Annotated in this window: 24 protein-coding genes and 1 tRNA gene; 8 read left to right on the top strand and 17 right to left on the bottom strand. The window is 70.3% G+C overall.

Annotated elements, in window-relative coordinates; all coding sequences use genetic code 11:
* Positions 1-18 precede the first annotated feature (18 nt).
* Together ACFY2A_RS01340 and ACFY2A_RS01335 are read left to right on the top strand one after the other, a co-directional pair.
* Positions 19-840 (top strand): NAD(P)H-binding protein, encoded by an 822-nt coding sequence (locus ACFY2A_RS01340; protein ID WP_387166948.1) that lies wholly within the window; start codon positions 19-21, stop codon positions 838-840.
* On the top strand, positions 837-1,283 hold the full coding sequence (locus ACFY2A_RS01335; RefSeq protein ID WP_363921441.1) for a DUF4345 domain-containing protein: 447 nt from the start codon (positions 837-839) through the stop codon (positions 1,281-1,283). Before ACFY2A_RS01340 ends, ACFY2A_RS01335 begins: the two co-directional genes overlap by 4 nt.
* On the opposite strand, the gene ACFY2A_RS01330 is transcribed toward ACFY2A_RS01335, so the two are convergent.
* A complete protein-coding gene (locus ACFY2A_RS01330; RefSeq protein ID WP_387166944.1) occupies positions 1,264-2,034 on the bottom strand; it encodes a hypothetical protein in 771 nt (256 codons plus the stop codon). The genes ACFY2A_RS01335 and ACFY2A_RS01330 overlap by 20 nt on opposite strands.
* A gap of 116 nt (positions 2,035-2,150) precedes the next feature.
* Here ACFY2A_RS01330 and ACFY2A_RS01325 point away from each other — a divergent pair, with 116 nt between their 5' ends.
* Positions 2,151-3,176 carry a sodium:calcium antiporter gene (locus ACFY2A_RS01325; RefSeq protein WP_387166941.1) on the top strand — a complete coding sequence of 342 codons (1,026 nt, stop codon included), beginning with the start codon at positions 2,151-2,153 and terminating at the stop codon, positions 3,174-3,176.
* Positions 3,177-3,200: 24 nt separating this feature from the next.
* On the opposite strand, the gene ACFY2A_RS01320 is transcribed toward ACFY2A_RS01325, so the two are convergent.
* Genes ACFY2A_RS01320 through ACFY2A_RS01310 form a run of 3 tightly spaced genes read right to left on the bottom strand, consistent with a single transcriptional unit; the run spans position 3,201 to position 4,635 of the window.
* Entirely contained in the window at positions 3,201-3,827 is a 627-nt protein-coding gene (locus ACFY2A_RS01320; protein WP_387166937.1) for a dihydrofolate reductase family protein, read from the bottom strand.
* Positions 3,824-4,300, bottom strand: a complete 477-nt coding sequence (locus ACFY2A_RS01315) for an SRPBCC domain-containing protein (protein ID WP_387166934.1) — start codon at positions 4,298-4,300, stop codon at positions 3,824-3,826. Before ACFY2A_RS01315 ends, ACFY2A_RS01320 begins: the two co-directional genes overlap by 4 nt.
* Entirely contained in the window at positions 4,297-4,635 is a 339-nt protein-coding gene (locus ACFY2A_RS01310; RefSeq protein ID WP_387166931.1) for an ArsR/SmtB family transcription factor, read from the bottom strand. Before ACFY2A_RS01310 ends, ACFY2A_RS01315 begins: the two co-directional genes overlap by 4 nt.
* A gap of 53 nt (positions 4,636-4,688) precedes the next feature.
* Between ACFY2A_RS01310 and ACFY2A_RS01305 the strand changes: the two genes are divergently transcribed.
* Positions 4,689-4,937 carry a type II toxin-antitoxin system Phd/YefM family antitoxin gene (locus tag ACFY2A_RS01305; RefSeq protein WP_387166928.1) on the top strand — a complete coding sequence of 83 codons (249 nt, stop codon included), beginning with the start codon at positions 4,689-4,691 and terminating at the stop codon, positions 4,935-4,937.
* Here the strand turns inward: ACFY2A_RS01305 and ACFY2A_RS01300 are convergent.
* From ACFY2A_RS01300 to ACFY2A_RS01290, 3 genes are all read right to left on the bottom strand, one after another.
* On the bottom strand, positions 4,882-5,139 hold the full coding sequence (locus ACFY2A_RS01300) for a Txe/YoeB family addiction module toxin (protein ID WP_387166925.1): 258 nt from the start codon (positions 5,137-5,139) through the stop codon (positions 4,882-4,884). The two genes, ACFY2A_RS01305 and ACFY2A_RS01300, sit on opposite strands and share 56 nt — an antisense overlap.
* Entirely contained in the window at positions 5,136-5,411 is a 276-nt protein-coding gene (locus ACFY2A_RS01295) for a type II toxin-antitoxin system Phd/YefM family antitoxin (RefSeq protein ID WP_387166922.1), read from the bottom strand. The genes ACFY2A_RS01300 and ACFY2A_RS01295 overlap by 4 nt, the downstream gene beginning before the upstream one ends.
* A 1,230-nt stretch (positions 5,412-6,641) precedes the next feature.
* A tRNA-Lys gene (locus ACFY2A_RS01290) sits at positions 6,642-6,716 on the bottom strand.
* A 195-nt stretch (positions 6,717-6,911) separates the two neighbouring features.
* Between ACFY2A_RS01290 and ACFY2A_RS01285 the strand changes: the two genes are divergently transcribed.
* Positions 6,912-7,397 carry a DUF1772 domain-containing protein gene (locus tag ACFY2A_RS01285; protein ID WP_387166919.1) on the top strand — a complete coding sequence of 162 codons (486 nt, stop codon included), beginning with the start codon at positions 6,912-6,914 and terminating at the stop codon, positions 7,395-7,397.
* Positions 7,398-7,529: 132 nt separating this feature from the next.
* Positions 7,530-8,579, top strand: a complete 1,050-nt coding sequence (locus tag ACFY2A_RS01280; RefSeq protein ID WP_387166916.1) for an NAD-dependent epimerase/dehydratase family protein — start codon at positions 7,530-7,532, stop codon at positions 8,577-8,579.
* A gap of 92 nt (positions 8,580-8,671) precedes the next feature.
* On the opposite strand, the gene ACFY2A_RS01275 is transcribed toward ACFY2A_RS01280, so the two are convergent.
* The 5 genes from ACFY2A_RS01275 to ACFY2A_RS01255 all read right to left on the bottom strand — a co-directional run bounded on the left by ACFY2A_RS01275 (position 8,672) and on the right by ACFY2A_RS01255 (position 12,589).
* Positions 8,672-9,838 carry a hypothetical protein gene (locus tag ACFY2A_RS01275; RefSeq protein WP_387167490.1) on the bottom strand — a complete coding sequence of 389 codons (1,167 nt, stop codon included), beginning with the start codon at positions 9,836-9,838 and terminating at the stop codon, positions 8,672-8,674.
* Between the two features lie 106 nt (positions 9,839-9,944).
* Positions 9,945-10,637, bottom strand: coding sequence for a hypothetical protein (locus ACFY2A_RS01270; RefSeq protein WP_387166913.1), 693 nt, complete (start codon positions 10,635-10,637; stop codon positions 9,945-9,947).
* Entirely contained in the window at positions 10,634-11,452 is an 819-nt protein-coding gene (locus tag ACFY2A_RS01265) for an ATP-binding cassette domain-containing protein (RefSeq protein WP_387166910.1), read from the bottom strand. Before ACFY2A_RS01265 ends, ACFY2A_RS01270 begins: the two co-directional genes overlap by 4 nt.
* Positions 11,449-11,787: a PadR family transcriptional regulator gene (locus ACFY2A_RS01260; protein WP_093403911.1), complete on the bottom strand. Its 339-nt coding sequence runs from the start codon at positions 11,785-11,787 to the stop codon at positions 11,449-11,451. The genes ACFY2A_RS01265 and ACFY2A_RS01260 overlap by 4 nt, the downstream gene beginning before the upstream one ends.
* A gap of 82 nt (positions 11,788-11,869) precedes the next feature.
* Complete coding sequence (locus tag ACFY2A_RS01255; protein ID WP_363921474.1) at positions 11,870-12,589, bottom strand: PP2C family serine/threonine-protein phosphatase; 720 nt, start codon at positions 12,587-12,589, stop codon at positions 11,870-11,872.
* Positions 12,590-12,651: 62 nt separating this feature from the next.
* Here ACFY2A_RS01255 and ACFY2A_RS01250 point away from each other — a divergent pair, with 62 nt between their 5' ends.
* Entirely contained in the window at positions 12,652-13,866 is a 1,215-nt protein-coding gene (locus ACFY2A_RS01250) for a LuxR C-terminal-related transcriptional regulator (protein WP_387166906.1), read from the top strand.
* Positions 13,867-13,928: 62 nt separating this feature from the next.
* Here the strand turns inward: ACFY2A_RS01250 and ACFY2A_RS01245 are convergent, their stop codons facing one another.
* The 4 genes from ACFY2A_RS01245 to ACFY2A_RS01230 form a co-directional block, all read right to left on the bottom strand.
* The gene (locus ACFY2A_RS01245; RefSeq protein ID WP_387167487.1) at positions 13,929-14,288 is read right to left on the bottom strand and encodes a hypothetical protein; all 360 of its coding nucleotides are present in this window, start codon (positions 14,286-14,288) and stop codon (positions 13,929-13,931) included.
* A gap of 151 nt (positions 14,289-14,439) precedes the next feature.
* Complete coding sequence (locus ACFY2A_RS01240; RefSeq protein WP_387166903.1) at positions 14,440-14,679, bottom strand: hypothetical protein; 240 nt, start codon at positions 14,677-14,679, stop codon at positions 14,440-14,442.
* A gap of 81 nt (positions 14,680-14,760) precedes the next feature.
* A complete protein-coding gene (gene mscL / locus ACFY2A_RS01235) occupies positions 14,761-15,234 on the bottom strand; it encodes a large conductance mechanosensitive channel protein MscL (protein WP_387166900.1) in 474 nt (157 codons plus the stop codon).
* A gap of 38 nt (positions 15,235-15,272) precedes the next feature.
* Positions 15,273-15,956, bottom strand: coding sequence for a FadR/GntR family transcriptional regulator (locus tag ACFY2A_RS01230; RefSeq protein WP_387166897.1), 684 nt, complete (start codon positions 15,954-15,956; stop codon positions 15,273-15,275).
* A 50-nt stretch (positions 15,957-16,006) separates the two neighbouring features.
* On the opposite strand from ACFY2A_RS01230, the gene ACFY2A_RS01225 reads away from it, so the two are divergent.
* Complete coding sequence (locus ACFY2A_RS01225) at positions 16,007-17,353, top strand: MFS transporter (protein WP_387166894.1); 1,347 nt, start codon at positions 16,007-16,009, stop codon at positions 17,351-17,353.
* 10 nt (positions 17,354-17,363) lie between these two features.
* On the opposite strand, the gene ACFY2A_RS01220 is transcribed toward ACFY2A_RS01225, so the two are convergent.
* Positions 17,364-17,720 (bottom strand): STAS domain-containing protein, encoded by a 357-nt coding sequence (locus ACFY2A_RS01220; RefSeq protein WP_093403921.1) that lies wholly within the window; start codon positions 17,718-17,720, stop codon positions 17,364-17,366.
* Between the last annotated feature and the right edge of the window lie 102 nt (positions 17,721-17,822).

Raw genomic sequence — 17,822 nt, 5'->3', positions numbered from 1 at the left:
TCCGGAACGGAGCCACCCATGTCCCGACCGTCAGTACTCGTCACGGGCGCGACCGGCAAGACCGGCCGACGTGTCGCCGACCGCCTCACCCGCCTCGGACATCCGGTGCGGCAGGCTTCCCGCCGCGGCGAGCAGCCCTTCGACTGGGCGAGGCCGGAGACGTGGTCGGCTGCGCTGCGCGGCACCGACGCCGCATACCTGTGCTACTTCCCGGACCTCGCCGCGCCGCAGGCACCCGACGTCGTCGAGGCGTTCACCGCCGCCGCGCGAAAGGCGGGCGTGCACCGGCTGGTGCTGCTGTCGGGTCGTGGGGAGGCGGGTGCACAGCGCTGTGAGGCGATCGTCGCCGGCTCCGGGCTCGGGTACACCATCGTGCGGGCCAGTTGGTTCGCGCAGAACTTCACCGAGGGGCAGCTCGCGCAGGCGGTCCACGACGGCCTGCTCGCGCTGCCGGCGGGCCAGGTCGCCGAGCCGTTCGTCGACGTGGACGACGTCGCCGACGTCGCCGTCGCCGCGCTCACCGACGACCGGCACGACGGGCGGGCGTACGAGGTCACCGGCCCCCGCCTGCTGACCTTCGACCAGGCGGCAGCGGAGATCGCCGAGGCCACCGGTAGGGAGGTGCGCTACCAGCCGGTCACCGCCGAGCAGTTCCACGACGGCCTGGTCGGACAGGTCGGGCCGGATCACGCCCGGCTGCTCACCGACCTCTGTGTGGAGGTCTTCGACGGGCGCAACGCCAGTCTCGGCGACGGCGTCCAACAGGCACTCGACCGGCAGCCGGGTGATTTCGCCGATGTCTGCCGGCGGGCCGTCGCTGCCGGGACGTGGCAGCGGTGAGCGGCCGGAACACACCTGCCGGAGCACCGCCCGTCCCTCGACCCGGAAGGGTCGGTCTGACCGTCGCCGGGCTGGTCGCGATCGTCATCGGTGGAGCGTTGTTGACCGTGCCGGCGACGTTCCACGCCGGAAACGGCATCGAGTACGCGGGCAACAGCAGCCTGCTCAGCGAAGCCCGCGCCGCCGGAGGGTCGCTGCTGGCCACCGGCGTGCTCGTCACGCTCGGCGGGTACGTCCGACGGCTGACCTTCACCGCCGCCCTGGTCGGTGCCGTGGTCTACCTGGCCTACGGCCTGTCCCGGCTGCTCAGCATGGCGCTCGACGGGCCACCGGCCACCGGCCTCGTTGCCGCCATGGTGGTCGAGTTGATCCTCGGCGCGGTCTGCGGCCGGCTCGTCCTGCGGTACGACCGACAGCCCGTGCTCATTGGAACAGCCCGGTGATGGCATCTTGCAGCCGGATGATGTCGGTGATCGTGTACCGGCCCTCGCCCGGCCCGGGATCGGTGCCCAGCGGTGGCTGCTGGTGCTGGGAGGCCAAGGCCCGGACCTGGTTGGCGGGGTCGGGCAGGTAGGTGAGCCCGACCACCCCGAACCGGGCCTGGCCACGGTCGCGGGCGGCGGCCCGGCCGGACAACTCGCCAAACGTCGGCGGCCGGTCGAAACGGCCAGCGTAGAACTCGACGACCGGGTACTCGTTGCCGCCCGCGACCTCGCGTACGAACGCTGCGTGGAAGCTCGCCTCCACCTGGATGGACACCACGTCTCCGGGGCGCAGCAGCGTCGGCGTCCCGGGCCGGCGTGGCCGGCGCGTCAGCGGTGGCGGCGGCGCGGCCAGGAAGTCCTTGATGGCCGGAGACTGCCGGGCAAAGGCGTCGGAGAGCACGACGTCGCGGTTGAGTGAGTCGATGGCGGCCGACGCGTGGGCCGTGACAGCCTCGTCGACGAGGCCGTACCGGTGCAGCAGAACCGCCATCGCCACCCAGCCACGGTGCCGGGTCGCCGCAGCGGTGTCGTCGGCGTCGAGCAGGCACCCCCAGCGGGTGAGAATCGGTGGAACGACCCGTCGCGCCAGCTCGCGGTGATCCTCCGGTACGGCCACCAGCTGCCAGCCCACCCACCGGGCCAGATCCTCGTTCAGCGCGCGGACGAGGGTCGGTGCGGCGAGCTTGTCCAGAATTTGCTGATGCCTCACGTCGAGCGAGTCTGACAGACCTCCGCACCCTGGGCGCCTGGCCCGTTGCTGCGCAAAATTCCGCCAGATGGGTACGGGGGTTGCATGGCCCACGGACAACCCTCAGGCGACCCCTCGTGATCGGCGGTACCTGGCCGCTCCTGCCCAGCGTGGTCGCACTGGTCGCCGCACTCGCGGCGATCCTGTCCGCCGGCAGGGCATTGGTTCGGACGGCCGACGAACTGGCGGACCGGACCGGGATGGGCGAGGCGGTGGCCGGCGCCCTCCTGCTCGGTGCGGTGACCTCCCTGCCCGGCATCGCCACCACGATCATCGGGTCGGTCCGGCAGGACGCCGAGTTCGCCCTCGCCAACCCGATCGGTGGCATCGCTGTGCAGACGGTGTGGCTGGCCATCGCCGACCTGCTCTACCGCCGTTCGAACATCGAGCACGCGGCGGCCTCCCTGGAGAACGTCCTACAGGCGGTCGTACTGGTGGCGCTGCTCTGCCTGCCCGTGGTGGCGTACGCCACGCCTGAGCTCACCGTGCTCTGGGTGCACCCGGCGAGCCTGCTGATCCCCGTCATCTACCTGTACGGCCTGGTGCTGCTGCGCAGGCTCCGCCGGGAGCCGATGTGGTTCGCTCGGCGCACCACCGACACCCGTCAGGACGTGCCGGCTGCCGAGACGTCGGGACTGAGCCTCCGCCGGTTGTGGTTCCGGCTGTCCGCGCTGGCGGCCGTCGTGGCAGCCACCGGCTACCTGATCGGCCAGGGCGGGCTCGGTGTGGTGGCCGCCTCGGGTCTGCCCAGCGGTTTCGTGGGCTTCACGCTCACGACGGCGATCACCTCGCTGCCTGAGCTGATCACTCTCATCGCGGCGATCCGCATCGGGGCGCTGACCCTCGGCATCGGCAACATCCTCGGCGGCAACGCCTTCGACTCTCTGATGATCTTCCTTGCCGACGCCGCCTACCGGCCCGGCTCGATCTACTCCGAGGCGAACCTGTCGGGTCTGCTGTTCACCGGCATGACCACGCTGATGACGGCCACGCTTACCGCCGGGCTGCTGATCAGGGAACGCCGGGGCATCGGCTTCGAAGGGGCCGCCATCCCGATCATCTACCTGGCCACCGTTGCCCTCCTGCTGATCCGCCCTGGCTGAGGGCCGGGATCCCGCTCCTCCGTGCTAGACGAACGCCGTGACGCCGTCGTACTCCGCCACGGGCGCGGCGCCGACTTGCTCGTACTCGACAAGCAGCAGACCGTTCGGCGTCGCCTCGTGGCGAACGAGTCGCAGGCCGACGGGTGCGCTCGGGTGGTCCAGTAGGCGCCGTCCAGAACCGGCCACGGTGGGAGCGACGACGAGCCGGAGCGTGTCGACGAGACCGGCCGCCAACAGGGCCTTGCCGAGTCGTGCACTCCCGTGGATCTGGAGTTCCCGTCCCGGCTGCGCCCGGAGCTTCCCGACGGTCTGGATCGGGTCGCCGTGCAGCAGCGTCACCGGGCGCCAACTGCCTTCGGTGAGGGTGTTGGTGACGACGTACTTCGGTAACGAGTTCATCCGTTCGGTGAACGGGTCGTTCGGGTCGGTGATCTGCGGCCAGTCACGAGCGAACGCCTGGTAGGTCCGTCGCCCCAGCAGCAGACCGTCGGCAAGATCAAGCCATTCGGAGGTGCGCTGGACGAAGACCGAGTCCAGGTAGGGCACGAGCCAGCCGCCCCGGGTGAAGCCGCCACTCGAATCCTCGGTCGGCGAGCCGGGACCCTGGCTGACCCCGTCGAGGGTCACGAACTCGGTCAGGGCGATCTTCATCGGGCCTCCTCGCTTTCGGCGAATCCGGCGAGCTGGGCGGTCACCGAGCCCCAGCCGTCGGCGAAGCCGAGTTCCTCGTGCCGGGCACGAGCGGCGGGATCACCGTGGCGGACGATGACCCGATAGTCCGTGCCGTGGGGATGATCGTTGAGAGCGACCTCGGCGGTCATGGCGACCGGGACCGGGCTCGCGGGTCGCCAGGCGCTGTCGACCGCGTTGGTGAACACGATCCGCTCGTACTCGTCGACGACCAGGAAGGTCGCGTCCATGTGCGGGACGAATTCCCCGCCGTCGTCGCTCAGCCGGGTCACGAACCCGCCGCCGGGCCGGACGTCCAAGCGGTCGACACGGCAGAGTGCGGGGGCCGGAACCCACCACCTCGCCAGCCGGGATCGGTCGGTCCACGCTCTCCACACCGTGGCGCGAGGCGCGCGGATGACCCGCTCCACGGTCAGGTCCAGGTCGGAATTCACTGTTCATGCTCCTCAAGGTCGGTGACGAAGAGTTCGAGGCGGTCGGTGCGCTCTTCCCAGATCCGGCGCTGCTCGGCGAGCCAGTGGTCGATGACGGCGAGGCGCTCACGGTTGAGCACACAGGTGCGTACCCGACCGACCTTGGCCGTCTGGATCAGCCCACTGGACTCAAGGACCCGTACGTGCTTCATGAACGAGGGAAGCGTCATCGGGAACTGGCTGGCGAGTTCACCGACGGTCGTCGGACCACGGCCGAGGCGGCGGAGGACCCCGCGTCTCGTCGGGTCGGCGAGGGCCCCGAACACGCCGTCGAGCTGCGGCGAATACTGAGCCATATGGCTAAGTATTTCCTACGACGATACTTAGCGCAACGGCTAAGTATTCAGGTGTGCACGCGGCGCCCGCGCCGCGCCCGGTGAAGAATCTGCGCGCTGCGCCGACAGCTCGGTTGTACAAACTTCTTGTTACCCGCTCCGGCCGTGAGTCTGCCGTGATCATCTCGCTGCGCGAGTACGAGTCGCTGAAGGAGACGGCCTACCTGATGGCCAGCCCGGCCAACGCCCGCCGTTTGAACGAAGCCGCTACCGGTCGCCGTAGTGGTAGCGGCAGGCCACGATCTCGACGTCGCCCTTGGTGATCCGGTACACCAGCCGATGTTCGCGATCGATCCGGCGGGACCAGAAGCCGGACAGCTCGCCCCGTAAGGGCTCCGGCTTGCCGATGCCCTCGTATCCGTTGCGCATCACGTCTGCGATCAGGTCGTTGATGCGCCTGACCAGCTTGCGGTCGGTGTGGCTGAGGTACTGGCTCCAGGCTGTCGCGGTGAAGACCAGCCTCACGCGACGTCCGGCGCGGTGTCCGGGTCGGTCAGCTTCCGCTCGGCCGTGTCGCCCTGCTCAAGTTCGGCGATCGACCGGCGTAGGGCTGCGGCGTTGCTGGGGCTGCGCAGCAGGTACTCGGTTTCCTTCATCGACTCGTACTCGGCAAGCGACACGATCACCACCGGCTCGTGGCCAGACCGGGTCACCACCACTTCCTCGGCGTCGTCGATGACGCTGTCGAGTTCGGCGGCCAGATTCTGGCGTAGCTGGGTGAAGTTCACGGTCCGCATGACCACCTCCAGGGCAAGTACAGAAAACTGTACCTCAGATGGCCTGCCTTGCTCCTGGTCGATGCTGTACTTGGCTGCTGTACGAGCCATGCTGACAAAGACAGGGCCCCCATAAAGGGCCGCTGAGCTGCAACAGAGTGGGCCGCCAGGGACTCGAACCCTGAATCCCTCCGGCCGTCTGTGGATCACCTCAGATGGGACGGATCGGCGTCCTGAACTGGGCGGCGTCTCTCGTTGCCTTACAGCGGTTGACAGCCCTTGTCGGCGTCACTTGTGCCCAGCTTGTGCCCGACGATCTCGCCAGTCCATCGCTCGCCGTCCAGATTCCGGCTTCGGCAACGAGTTCCGCCCCGGGAAGTCAGCAATCGGCCGTTGGTTGGCTGGTCTACAGGCTTCTTGGCGGCGATCTGGCGTTAAACGCTACCGCCCGGACGAACCACTTGCGGCGATGCTGATCGATGTGTGAGGATATTTACATCTCTAACAGAGGAGGATGCATGAAGGTGGCTAAGGGTGCCCTCGCGGTGGCGCTTGCTGTTGCGGGGGGAGCTCTTGTTGGCCCTGGAGCAGCCCAGGCGGCGGCGTATTGCGGCTCGTGGGGTAGCTATTCGTATGTTTCTGTTCGGGCTTGCGTCGAGGTGAACTCGACTTCAGTAAGCCACTGGGTCGATGTAAGGAACTTGTCAAACTCCACCCAGTACATCGACGCATACCTCAACGCCTATATTAATGGTTCGTATGCCCAACAATGTAGTTGGGATAGCCGGTCTTATAGTGCCGGACAATGGCGGACATGGTACTGCTATACTTCTAAGCAAAGCGGATTCAAGTACCGGACTAATGGCTACGCTGGCCCATCCAGCGTAAGCAATGTGGGAAGCTCTGTCTCGCCAACGGTTACAGCCTGATACTTCCAACGCGATCTCTACGCTGAACTCACAGCGAAGATGATGCGAGGAGATCAGAGCAGTAGTTCAACAAGGGTGGGGGACATAACAGCCCCCGCACCCTTGCCCATCGCTCGCGACCTATCCTATTGCTGAGTAGCTTTGCTTGCCATCCCGTATGCCGTCGACCCGCCCTCCTGGGGAGCGGGCCGTCGCCCGCCTCCTGCGACAGGGCAGGCAGCGAGCGACCGGAAGCTCCCACCAACCAAGGTCGGAGCTGAGTTGCGCCCTCATTGTGCCCGATGATCTTCACTCGGCGTTACCGCAGCTCATCGGCGGTGTGTGGTGGGCCGCCAGGGACTCGAACCCTGAACCTATGGATTAAAAGTCCACAGCTCTGCCATTGAGCTAGCGGCCCGCGCCGCTCAGGTTACCGGACACCGACGGGAGCGGGCTCGCGGCTTCCGGCCAGCCGTCGATGTGATGGCGGTGGCTCCCGTCAGGTACGGGTGGACGTCGGCTGGCAGGATCGGCTGGGCCGACGCGCGGACCTCGTCGTTGGCCCGGCTGCCCCGCGTCCTGCCGGGTTGCCCCGCGTCCTGGAGGTGTCGCAATGTCGGAGCCGATCCGCCTCGCCGTCCTGGCCGGAGCCACGCTGACCACCGGGCTGGTGGCGGGGCTGTTCTTCGCGTACGCCTGCTCGGTGATGCCGGGGCTGGCCGCGACCGACGGTCGGACCCTGGTCGGCACCATGCAGTCGATCAATCGGAAGATCATCAACGGCTGGTTCCTGTCGGCGTTTCTCGGTGGGCCGTTGCTCGTGGTGGTGGCCGTCGTCGGGTATCTCGGCACCGGCGGTGCGGTGCTCGGCTGGCTCATCGCCGCGCTGGTCGGCCACTTGATCACGCTCGGTGTCACGGGCCGGTGCAACGTGCCGCTCAACAACCGGTTGGAAGCTGCCGGGCCGGTCGACGGGATCGGCGACCTGGCGGGGGTACGGCAGTGGTTCGAGACGCCCTGGGTGCGGTGGAACCTGATCCGCACGGTCAGCTCGGTCACCGCCTTCGCCTGCCTGATCGGCGCACTGCTCGCCCGCTGACCCCGGCCCGCCCTGACCGCAGGCGGCCAGCGCGACTCAGCCCTGCTGCAGCCGCGGCCCGGCGCCGCGAGCGCGCGGTCGGCGTCTCGGCGGGGGGCGCTTGGAAAGCGGCTGACCGGGTACGGACCGGGCATGCGGATCGTGGTCGTGGGAGCGAGCGGGAACGTCGGTTCGGCGGTGCTGCGCCGGTTGCGGCGCGAGCGCGACGTGGAGATCGTCGGGGTGGCGCGGCGGTTGCCGCCCGCCGGGGCGGGTGAGCCGTACGACGCGGTGCGGTGGCACTCCTGCGACATCGGCCTGGCCGGGGCGGCGGACGAGCTGACCGGTGTCTTCGCCGGTGCCGATGCGGTGGTGCACCTGGCCTGGCAGATCCAGCCTAGCCACGATCAGCACGTGTTACGCCGTACCAATGTCGGCGGCAGCCGGGCGGTGGTCGATGCGGTGCTGCGCGCCCGGGTGCCGGCCCTGGTGTACGCCTCGTCGGTCGGCACCTACGCACCCGGCCCGAAGGACGCGCCGGTCAGCGAGCGCTGGCCGGCCACCGGGGTGCCCGGGTCGTCGTACAGCCGGGACAAGGCGGCGGTGGAGGAGATGCTCGACGGGATCGAGCGGAGCCATCCGGCGCTCCGCCTGGTCCGGATGCGTCCTGGGTTGATTTTTCAGCGGGAGGCCGGCACCGAGATCAGCCGGTACTTCCTCGGCCCGCTGGCACCGGTGCGGCTGCTGCGGTTCGGCCGGCTGCCGCTGGTGCCGACCAACCGGCGGTTGCGGATGCAGGTGGTGCATGCCGACGACGTGGCTGACGCGTACGCCCGAGCGGTCATGGGTGACGTCCGCGGCGCCTTCAACGTCGCTGCGGACCCGGTGCTGACTCCCGAGCTGGTGGCCCGGCATTTTCACGGCTGGACGGTGCCGGTGGCCGCCCCGGTGCTGCGGGCCGCCGCGGCGCTCACCTGGCGGGCGCGGCTGCAACCGGTCGACGCCGGCTGGGTCGAGTTGGCCCTCAACGTGCCGCTGATGTCCAGCGAGCGGGCCGAGACCGAGCTCAACTGGAGTCCGAGTGTCGACTCGGTGAGCGCGTTGCGGGAGCTGTTCAGCGGCATGGCCGAGCGCGCCCGTACCGCCAGCCCACCCCTCTCCATCACACCCAGCTTTCCTGCGGGCGAGGGCAACCCCTACTGACCCTGCCTCCGCCGCTGTTGACCAAGAGCTTTGGGTCGAAAAACCACCTCGACGGTGACGCAAACTTCTTGATCAACCGAAATTATCGACGGTCAGCGGACGGTGGAGGCGGTGAAGGTGGGTTTGCCGGAGCCCTGGAAGAAGATGCCGGGGTGGGTCTGGAAGCCACGGCTGGGGTTGCGGCGCAGGGTCGAGTTCTCGATCCGCAGGGTGCCGGTGCGGTCGTTGCTGACGAAGAAGATCGCCCCACCGCCCTCACGGGCGTCGTTGTCCTCGACGACCGTGCCGGCGACGCGTACGGAGAACTTGTTGCCGTCGCAGTAGATCGCCCCGCCGCTGCCGCCGCCAGGCGTGCCGGAGCGGGCCGGGTTGGCGCCCTCGCCGACCGCCTCGTTGTCCCGCAGCACGCTGTTGAGGACCACCCAGGACACGCCGATGCTGCTCAACGCGCCGCCGTTGGCGCAGGAGCCACCGGTGAACGTGCTGTTGACCACGTACACCGGCTGGTCGTCGTGCTGGTCGAGGACCCGGATCGCGGCGCCGCCCAGGTCCGGGCCGGTACGGTCGCAGCGGTTGTCGACGAAGCGTGAGTTGACCACCTTGAACCGGCCACCCCGGACGAAGATCGCCCCACCGCCGCCGCCGTCGGTGCGCTGGCCGGTGGAGTCGCCGTCGGCGAAGGTGAGGTTCTGCACGGTCAGTTGCGGGTGGTCCTGGTCGTCGCAGTGTGAGGTGGTCCAGCCCTGCAACGCGTCGCAGGTGTTCATGTAGAGGATGCGCCGCTTACCTTGCCCGCTGAGCGTGACCTTGCCGCCACCGTCGAGCACCACCTGCGGACCGTTGGCGTTGCGTACCTTGGCGGTGGCGGTCATCCGGATGGTCACCGGGTCGGGTCCGCAGTCGAAGGTGATGATCCCGCCGGCCGCGACCGCCCGGATGACGGCGGCCGAGGTGCAGCTGTCGGCGGTGCCGTTGCCGACGGTACGGGTCGGCTTCGACGTGTCGACCGCCTGCCCGGCTGCTGGTACGGTCACCCGTCCGCTCGGGTTGCCGGTGTCGCGTGCGCCTCGGGACGTCCTGGTCGGCTTGGGGCTGGCACTGCCGGTCGGGCTGCTGCCCAAGCCGGTCTCAGCCGCCGGGGTGGCCTGCGCGCCCGGTGCCTGCCCCGGCACGCTCGGCGCCGGGGAAGTGCCGCTCACCGGGGCCTGCGCGCCACGCGGGTCGGCGCTCGGCACGGACGGGCTGCACGCGGTCAGCATGGCGATGGCGACGCCGAACGCGACCGTGGCGGTGGAGGATCTGAGGCGCACCCCGTGATGCTAGGTCCTGTGTCAACGAACCCGGGTCCCGCCGTGGGCCGAAGGATCAGGCTATCGGCACGTGGTGCAGGTGTCGCCGCCGTCGCAGCCGGACGGCGAAGACGCCGGCCACCGTCACGATCAGCAGCAGGGTGACCACCAGTCCGTGCAGAAAACCGCGGGTCAGGTAACCGTCGTCGGTGTGGTCCACCGCCCAGGTGGCGATCTCCCGGCTGGACCAGAACGGCGTCAGCTTCGCCCCCGCGTCGGCCGGGTCGAGCAGCATCTGCATCGCCACCACGGTGAGCAGCAGCAGCGTGCCCTCCAACTCGCGGGGTAGCAGGGCACCGATCAACATGCCGAACGGTGCGGCCACGGCCACGCAGCAGAGCATCGCCACGGCGATCCCGGCGTACCGCAGGTTGTTCGCGTCGACGACGGTGAGCAGGAAGAACGGCACCGAGATCGCCAACCCAAGCCCCCACAGGCCGAGCATCCGACCGATGTAGAGGTGGTGCGGGCGGTAGCCGGCGAGTCGGAGCCGGGGCTCCAGTTCGCGGGCCGCGCTGGTGGCGAAGAGCGCCGCGGTGCTGACCGCCCAGCTGATGCCGAGCAGCAGCGCGCGCACGGACTGCCCGACGTAGGAGTCGCGCCGGATCAGCCAGAAGGTCAACGGCATCAACAGCAGGAGCAGGAGTACGCCCCTGCGGCGCGCCAGCTCCCGCAGCGTCATCTCGGCCACGGTGACCAGCCGGTTCACGATCGGCCTCCCTGGTATGCGGGGGTCAGGTCGAGCACCATGTCGACCCGGTCGAGTTGGTTGAGCAGGTGGGTCACCACGACGATGGCCCGTCCCTCGTCGCGCAACCGGGTCAGCTGGTCCCAGAGATTGACGTAGCTGCCCTGGTCGAAGCCCTGGTACGGCTCGTCGAGCAACAGCACGTCCGGCTGCGCCAGCGTGGACATGGTGAGGTTCAGTTTCTGCCGCGTACCCCCGGAGAGGTGCCGGGCGAGCACGGCGTTCTCGGCGTCCCAGCCGAGCTGCCGGGCCGCCGCCCGGCCGGCCTGCCGGGCGGGCCCCCGTGGCACGCCCTGACCGGCACCCACCAGCACGAAATGCTCGTCGGGCAGCAGGAAGTCGGCGGTGCCGCCCTGCTGCGGGCAGTAGCCCAGCCGGCCGGAGACGGTCACCTCGCCGGCGTCCGGCGAGACCAGACCGGCGCAGATCCGCAGGAACGTGCTCTTGCCGCAGCCGTTCGCGCCGATCACGGCGGCGATCTGCCCGGCCCGTACGGTCAGCGTCGCGTCGCGGAGCACCACCTGCCGGCCGTACCGTTTGGTGATGCCGCGGGCGTGCAGCCGGACGGGGCCCGGGCGCGGGCCGGGCGCGGTGCCGATGCTCTCCACGATCGCGGCGGCGTACGCCTGCGGCGAGCCGAAGACCAGCCACGGATCACCGCCGCCTTCGCGCAGGTGGGTGGCCGCCTCGGCGACCACGTGCCGGGCGGCGTCGCCGCTTACCCGGCGCTGGTACAGCTCGGCCGCGAACGCCCGCAGCCAGTCGTCGGCGTTCACCCGTCGACCCCCTTCGTGACGATGCCGGTCACCGGGGCCACGAACGCCAACCAGGCGTTGCCGCCGTGCCGCAGCGCCGCTCGCCCGTCGTCGGTGAGTTGGTAGTACTTGCGGGCCGGGCCGGAATCGCCCTCCCGCCACCGCGCGGTGACCAGCCCGGTGCGTTGCAGTCGCAACAGCACCGGGTAGAGCGTGCCGCCCTGGATCGGTCCGACGCCCGCGGCGTCGAGTGACTGGGCGAGCTGGTAGCCGTAGGACTCGCCGTCGCGCAGCAGGGCGAGCACGCAGAGGTCGAGCACCCCACGCAGCCACTGCCCCCGTCGGTCGGAATCCACCCGCCGAACCCTAGCGGCGCTACCTAGATGGCACAACTACCTAGTGCGGTACGGCGGTCCAACCGCCCGGTGCCGGCGTACCTCAGCCGGTCACGACGTCGGAGATGACCACTGTGACGTTGTCCGGCGCGCCGGCCTGGTGGGCGAGCTTCACCAACTGCTCGCCGCACTGCTGGCGGTCGGCGTGCATCCCCAACGTGGCGGCGATCGCGTCGTCGGCCACGTAGTCGGAGAGCCCGTCGCTGCACAGCAGCAGCCGGTCACCGGCGGCGAGGGTCACCGCGCCCATCGTCGGTGGCGCGTCCGCACCCTGCACCGCCCGGGTCACCAGCGAGCGCTGCGGGTGGTGGCGGGCCTGCTCGGGGGAGAGGGCGCCCTGGTCGACAAGCGCCTGCACGAAGGTGTCATCCCGGGTCAGCTGGCGCAGTTGGCCGTCGCGGAGCAGGTAGCACCGCGAGTCGCCGACCTGCGCCAGCACCAGCGTCTCCCCGGCGAGCAGGGCCGCGGTCAGCGTCGTACCCATGCCGTCGCGCGCGGGGTCGGCGGCGATCGCGGCGTGGATGCGCTGGTTGGCGGTGCTCACCACGGCGCGCAGCGCCTCGGTGGCGGCGTCCGGTGCGGTCGGCGGGACCAACTCGTCGAGGATCCGGATGACGATCTCACTGGCCACCTCACCGGCGGGCAGCCCACCCATGCCGTCGGCCACCGCGACGAGGCGCTCGCCGGCAAGGGCGGAGTCCTCGTTGTTGGTCCGGACCAGACCGATGTCGTTGAGGATGGCCGAGCGGAGGATCAGCGTCATGGGACAAGCTTGCCAAGAAGACCCTTCCCGCGTCTCTACGCACTACTGCGTAGGGTTGAGGAATGTTGCCGGTGTCCATGGTCGGGCGCGCCGGTGAGCTGGCTGAGCTGGACCGGGCCTGGTCCAGCGTGGTCCTGGGCCGCCGCCGCTCTCCCGCTGTCGCGGTCGTCACCGGGGGACCGGGCGTGGGCAAGAGCCTGCTGGTCGCTGCCGCGCTGGACGGCTTCACCCCGCGACCGGAGGTGGTGCTCAGCGGCGCCGCGCGAGTGCACAGCCCCGCACCGTACGACTGGTTGGCCGCGGTGTTGAGTGGCCGGGACACCACCCGGCTCGACCTGCCGGCCGATGCGCTGGCCTGGCTCGCCCAGCAGCCCACCGCGCCGCGCGAACGCTACGCCCCTGGTACCCTGCTCCGGCTGGCCGTACGTACCGTCCGGGTGCTGGTCGGTGCCGGTCCGGCGGTGCTGGTGGTGGAGGACCTGCACGCTCTCGACCCGGCCAGCCTCAACCTGATCGGTGAACTGGCCACCGCCGACGGGCTGCCGGCCCTGCTGGTGGTGGCGACCAGGCCCGCCGCGCGCGCGGTCTCACCGGAACTCGCCGGCCGCACCCTGGCGCGCCTCTGCGGGGTACGCGGAGTGGTGCGTCAGCACCTCGGCCCGCTGCGTCCGGCCGAGGTCGCCGAGGTGCTGACCCAGGTGTACGCGGACCCACGCCCCGAACTGGTGCACGAGGTCTGGCGGCGCACCGCCGGCAACCCGTACGCGCTCACCGAACTGCTCGCCGCGCACGCCGGGGAGGATCCCGACGCCCTGCTGGCCCCGGCTGGCTCGCCCGTGCTGCCCGAGTCCGATCCTGCGCTGCCCGCGTCCCGTCCGGCCGTGCCCGCGTCCCGTCCGGCCGTGCCCGCGTCCCGTCCGGCCGTGCCCGCGTCCCGGGTTGCCGGGCCGGAGTCCCCTCCTGGCCGGTTGGCGCGCCGCCGTGCCGCGCCGGAATCCGGGTCCGCCCCCGGGTCGGCGGTCCCGCCTTCGGTCTGCCTGACCGGCCGGGAGTCGGAGGTGCTCGACTGTCTGGTCGCCGGGATGTCCAACAAACAGGTGGCCCGCGCGCTGGGCATCTCGGTACGCACGGTCACCGTGCACGTGTCGAATCTGCTGCGTAAGACCGGCACCGCGTCCCGTACCGAGGTGGCGCTCTGGGCAGTCCGCCAACGACCCGCCCTGCCCCACGTCGATCATGAAGCTGTTGCCCAGGCAAGCGCTTACCCATCGCAATAACTTCATGATCGACCGAGCGGTGCGGGGTGGGGGTCGGGGTGGGGTGGCTGGGTGGGGTGGGGTTAGGACTCTGGGGGGAGGGTGGTGGCGGGGGTGTTGAGGGTGACTTCGGTGGGGGTGACGGTGGAGATCTGGTCGGCGAGGACGTAGACGGCGCCGGTGGGTACCAGGTCGGTGGAGACCTTCAGGTAGCCGGTGCGCAGCAGGCGGGCGGCGAGATCCGCCGGCACGTCCGGTTCCTCCACGGTCGCGGATTCGATCAGTTCGTCCAGGCTGCTGCCGGGGTCGGTGGTCGGTGGCTGCACGGTCACCGCGTTCGGGTCGCCGCGTTGGACGAGGTCCACGGTGCCCACGTCGACGCCGGCCGAGTCGACCACCCGCATGCCGGTGGTGACCCGCGAGAGGGTTGTCCGTTGATCGATGCCCTGCTGCTCCATGCTCGCGCGGTTCCCGCCCCCCACTCCCCCTAAACCCTCCCCACCCCACCCCCTCCCGCCCAGCCCTCGGCCCCAGTCCCTGTTGATCAAGAAGTTTAGGTCGGGAGCCGCGCGAACTCCGACCAAAACTTCTTGATCAACCCGAGCGGGGGTGGGGGCGGGGGGTTAGTTCGCGCCAGGTGTCGGTGCCTTGGAGCAGCGCGCGGATGGTGTCCTCGGCCTCGTCGACGGTGTCGTACTCGTAGAACCGGGAGACGCCCTCGGCGCCACCGGCACGTTGCTCGACGAACCATCGGTCGGCATCCGCCCGGAGGAAGACGTCCCGCCGGGCCAGTCGCCCCCATTTCCCGTTCCACCAGTGCTTTCGCTGCTCCATGGCGGGACTCTATCGAACATTTGTTCGACACAAGACGGCCCCTGCGGGATTCCCACAGGGGCCGATGTGCGGTTGCCGGATTCAGCGCGCCGCGGGCGGTTCGTCCCGGCGGCCGAGCACGTCGTCCAGGGCGCCGCGCTGCTGCGCAGGGGTGGTCCGGCCGGCGGCGACGAGTGCGTCCCGGATCTCGGTGAGCAGCTTGACCTCCTCGCTCGGTGCGGCCGGCGGCGGCTCCTCGCCCCGCTGGCGACGCTCCGCCAAGCGGTTCATCGGGTAGACCACCAGGAAGTACAGCGCAGCGGCGGTCAGCAGGAAGGTGATCAGCGCGTTGACGAAGGCGACCCAATCGAACGGGATGCCCTGGATCGTCGGCGCGCTGCCCGCGATGCCCTCGTCGCTGCCGGTGATCAGCACCACGAAGACCCGGATCAGTGGATCCAGGAAGGACTTGGTCAGCTGGGTGACCACGCCGGTGAAGGCGGCACCGATGACGATACCGACCGCGAGGTCGACGACGTTGCCGCGCATGATGAAGTCTTTGAAGCCCTTGAGCATCCGTACTCCCGAGGTGTCCCGTATCCGTCGGGGACAACCTATGCCCGAGGCGAGGGCTCCAGAAAAGCGGCGGCCTCCCGGGCCGCCAGTTCCGGATCGCCGGCCCTGATCGCGGCCACCAGCCGGGCGTGGTCGACGTGCCGTTCCGGGGTCAACGCGTCGCCCATAGCCTGGGTGAGCGTGCTGCGCATCGCGGTGCCGACCGAGGCGTACAGCTCGGCGAGCATGGCGTTGTGCGCTGCCGCGACCACGGCGGTGTGCAGCGCGGCGTCGGCCGCCACGAAGTCGGCGACCCGGCCGCCGCGCCAGGCCGCCTCGCGGGCGGCGAGCGCGTCGTCGAGGGCGGCCAGGTCCACGGGGGTACGCCGCCGCGCGGCGAGCCGTGCGGCCTCCACCTCGAAGGCGCGGCGCACCTCGATCACCTCGGTCATCCGGTCGTCGGTGAGTCGGCGGGCCACCACCGGGGCGAGTTCGTCGGTGGAGAGCACATAGGTGCCGGAGCCCTGGCGGCATTCCAGCACCCCGGCGTGGGCCAGGGCGCGGACCGCCTCGCGCACCGTGTTGCGCCCTACGCCGAGCGTCTCGACCAGTTGCGGCTCAGTCGGGATCCGGCCGCCCACCGGCCACTCGCCGTCCATGATCCGTTGCCGGAGCTGGGCGATCGTCTCCCGGACCCGCCGGCCGCGCGGCGGAACCGGGGTGGAATCGACTGCGGGTGGCACTGGTTACAACCTCTCGCCGGAATTCATCCCATGATTGTAGGTTCGAGGTCATGCCCCCGTCACCCCCTGCCGTCCCCGCCGTCCCGACGGACGCGGTCACCCGTCAGGCCCTCCCGACGGACGCGGCCACCGGTCAGGGCGTCCCGACCGTCGAAGTTGTAGCGGATGAGGGGTCCCCGGGCGCGGTCAGCCCGGCCAGCGGCGCGGCTTCGACCGCGTCCCGCGCCAACCCGGGATGGCTGGTGCTGGCCGGGATGCTGCTGGTGGCGCTCAACCTGCGGGCCGCCGTCACCAGCCTCGGCGCGCTGCTCGACGAGGTACGCGTCGGCCTGGCCCTCTCCGGGACGATGGCCGGCTTCGTCACCACCCTGCCCACCATCGCGTTCGCCGGGCTCGGGGCGGCCACCCCGTGGCTGGTCCGCCGGTTCTCCCCGGCCAGGCTGCTGGTGCTGGCGATGCTGGCCCTCACCGTCGGGCAGGTGCTGCGGGCGGTCACCGGTTCCGCCGTGGTGTTCCTGCTCACCAGCGCGCTCGCGCTGGCCGGGATCGCGGTGGCGAACATCCTCCTGCCGATGCTGGTCAAGCAGCACTTCCCGCACCGCACCGGGCTGGTCACCGGGGCGTACACGATGGCGCTGACCGTGGGCACGACGGTGGCCGCCGCCTCCGCGGTGCCGGTGGCGCACGCCTTCGGCAGTTGGCGGGCCGGGCTGGGTGTCTGGGCGGCAATGGCGGCGGTGGCCGTGCTGCCGTGGCTGCCGGCGGCCCTGCGCGGTCGCACCGCCGCACGGCGCAACGGCACTGCCGCCCGGTCGCGCGTGCGGCCGGGACGTACCCGGCTCGGCTGGGCGATGGCGGTCTACTTCGGGGCCCAGTCGCTGAGCGGGTACGCGATCATGGGCTGGTTGGCCCAGTTGTTCCGGGACGCGGGTTTCCGCCCGCAGGACGCCGGGCTGCTGCTCGCCGGAGTGACCGCGCTCGGCGTGCCGATCGCGCTGCTGATGCCGACGCTGGCCGGCCGGCTGGGCAGCCTGCGGCCGTTGGTCTTCGCGCTGACCGCCGCCTCCAGCCTGGCGTACCTGGGTCTGGCGTTCGCGCCGCGCGGCGGGGCGCTGGTGTGGGTGGTGCTGCTGGCGTTCGGGCAGGGCGCGTTCCCGCTCATTCTGGCCACCATCGGGCTGCGGGCCCGCACCGCCGACGGAACGGTCGCGCTGTCGGCGTTCGCGCAGAGCACGGGTTACGTCATCGCGGCGTCGGGTCCGCTGCTGGTCGGGATCCTCCACGACGCGACCGGGGGATGGCTGGCGCCGATCGGCTTCCTGCTGGTCGCCCTGGCCGTGCAGACCTGCGCGGGCGTGCTTATCGCTCGCCCCCGCTACATCGAGGACGAGCGTTGAGTCGTCGGGGTCAGGAGGAGGCCGGCGTCGGATCGCCGGCGACCGCCTGCTCGACCGTGGGATACGTGTGCAGCACCTCGACCAGGCCACTCACCTCCAGGATCCGCAGCACGCCGCGCTGTGGCGCGGCGAGTCGGACCACTCCGCCGGCCTCGTCGCAGCTGTTCTTCGCGCGGACGAACACCGACAGACCGGTAGAGTCACAGAACGAGACGTCCGACAGGTCGAACACGAGGCGACTGCGCCCCTTGTCGAGCAGGTCGGTGATCTGGTCCTGCAACTGCGGTGCGGTGGCCATGTCCAACTCGCCAGCGACCGACACGACGACCACGTCACCGCGCTGTTCCGTGTGCACCGTCAAGGACATTCGCCAGACCTCCTGTTTATCGGTGGAACGGTATCCCACTCGGGCCGTCGTACGCAGAACGGGAGCAGCATCAGGTGGCCACCGTCATTCCGTTGCTCTGCG

Origin of the sequence: Micromonospora sp. NPDC000442 (assembly GCF_042898635.1) — a bacterium.
Classification (GTDB): domain Bacteria; phylum Actinomycetota; class Actinomycetes; order Mycobacteriales; family Micromonosporaceae; genus Micromonospora.
Note: the sequence above shows the minus strand (reverse complement) of the source record. Positions and strands in the feature narration are given on the sequence as shown.